Annotated in this window: 2 protein-coding genes and 1 pseudogene; all 3 read left to right on the top strand. The window is 64.8% G+C overall.

What is annotated here, in order from left to right; translation table 11 throughout:
• Positions 1-357 (top strand): annotated as a pseudogene (locus V9L20_RS27190) (hypothetical protein); the annotation flags it as partial.
• 22 nt (positions 358-379) lie between these two features.
• Positions 380-895, top strand: a complete 516-nt coding sequence (locus V9L20_RS27185) for a chemotaxis protein CheW (RefSeq protein WP_258502128.1) — start codon at positions 380-382, stop codon at positions 893-895.
• A gap of 35 nt (positions 896-930) precedes the next feature.
• The coding region (locus V9L20_RS27180) for a methyl-accepting chemotaxis protein (protein WP_337298903.1) at positions 931-1,829 on the top strand (899 nt) is incomplete at its 3' end.

Raw genomic sequence — 1,829 nt, 5'->3', positions numbered from 1 at the left:
GTGACCGACATCATGGGCGAGATCACCGCGGCCAGCCAGGAGCAGAGCACCGGCATCGAGCAGGTGAACCAGGCCATCGCGCAAATGGACCAGGTGACGCAGCAGAACGCCGCATTGGTCGAAGAAGCAGCGGCCGCAGCCCAGTCGATGCAGGAGCAGGCCGCAAGCCTGGTGGAAGCGGTGAGCGTGTTCAAACTCGAAGGCGGCCAAGCCCCTGCCGCAGCCAAGGCGGCGCGCCCCTCCGAATCGTCCCCCAAGCCCCGGCGCGCGGCGCCGGCCAAGAAGACCCAACAAGCACCTTCGTCTCCGCAGCTGGCCATGGCCGGCGCCGCCGGCGGCGACTGGACAGAGTTTTAAGCCAACAGCCACAGGTTTCCCGATGAGCGCAACCCCAACCCAACAAACCGCGGACATCCGCAACGCCGCACCGTCCCGTGCCGGCCGGCCCCTGGAATTTCTCTCCTTCACGCTGGGCCAGGAAGAGTACGGAATCGACATCCAGAAGGTGCAGGAGCTGCGCGGCTACGACGCGGTGACGCGCATTGCCAATGCGCCCGAATACATCAAGGGCGTGGTGAACCTGCGCGGAATCATCGTGCCGATCATCGACATGCGCATCAAGTTCCAGCTGGGCGCGCCGACGTACGACCAGTTCACGGTGGTGATCGTGCTGAACATCGGCGGCCGTGTGGTGGGCATGGTGGTGGACAGCGTTTCGGACGTGATCACGCTGAGCGCAGAGCAGATCAAGCCCGCGCCGGAGATGGGTGCCGTGCTGGACACGGACTACCTGATCGGGTTGGGCACGCTGGACGAGCGGATGCTGATCCTGGTGGACATCGACAAGCTGATGTCCAGCGACGAGATGGGCCTGGTCGAGAAGATCGCCGCCTGATTTCGCCGCGTTAGAGAGATAGAGAGAAGAAGTTCATGCAAGCGTTCTACAACCTCAGGATTGCGACCAAGCTGCTCGTGTCTTTTGTGGCTGTCCTGGCGTTGACCGCGGTGCTCGGCGTCGTGTCGGTGCTGCAGCTTTCCAAGGTCAACCAGATGTCGACGGACATCGCCACCAACTGGATGCCGTCGGCCCAGTCGCTGCTCGAGATGAGGGGGCTGATGGCTCGCTACCGCTCCGAGGAAATGCAGCACCTGCTGTCGACGTCTCCCGAAGACACGGCGCGCTACGAGAAGTCGATGGCCGCGCTCTGGGAGGCACTGGGCAAGGCGCGGGCGAGCTACGAGGCGCTCATGTCCGAGCCCGAAGAAAAGAAGATCTACCCGGAATACGTGAAGACGCTGGGCCTGTATGCGCGCGAGCACGACAAGGTGATGGAACTCTCCCGCGCGCAGCAGAAGGACCAGGCCGTTGCTCTCATCCGCGCGGATGCGTCGCGCCTGAACCACCAGCTGACCGAGATGGTCGACCGGCTCGTCGAGCTCAACGTCAAGGGCGGCCAGCAGGCCAGCGCCAATGGCGATGCCCTGTATGCGCGGGCGCGGCTGTGGATCGTGGCGCTGTTGTTGGGCAGCATCGGGCTGGGCTTTGTGCTGGCGCTGTGCGTCGCGCGCGTCGTGGCGCGGCCACTGGCCGAGGCGGTGGAAGTTGCGCAGTCGGTTGCCGCGGGCGATTTGACGAGGCGCATCGAAGTCCAGAGCCGCGACGAGACGGGGCAGCTGATGCAAGCCCTCAAGAGCATGAACACGAGCCTTGCCAACGTGGTCAGCGGCGTGCGCACCGGCACCGACGCCATCGCCACGGCCTCGGGCCAGATCGCCGCAGGCAACCAGGATTTGTCTTCGCGCACCGAAGAGCAGGCCAGCTCGCTCGA

It is taken from the genome of Variovorax sp. CCNWLW225 (genome assembly GCF_037204045.1).
Lineage (GTDB): Bacteria > Pseudomonadota > Gammaproteobacteria > Burkholderiales > Burkholderiaceae_C > Variovorax.
This window is presented reverse-complemented; position numbering and strand designations above follow the sequence as displayed.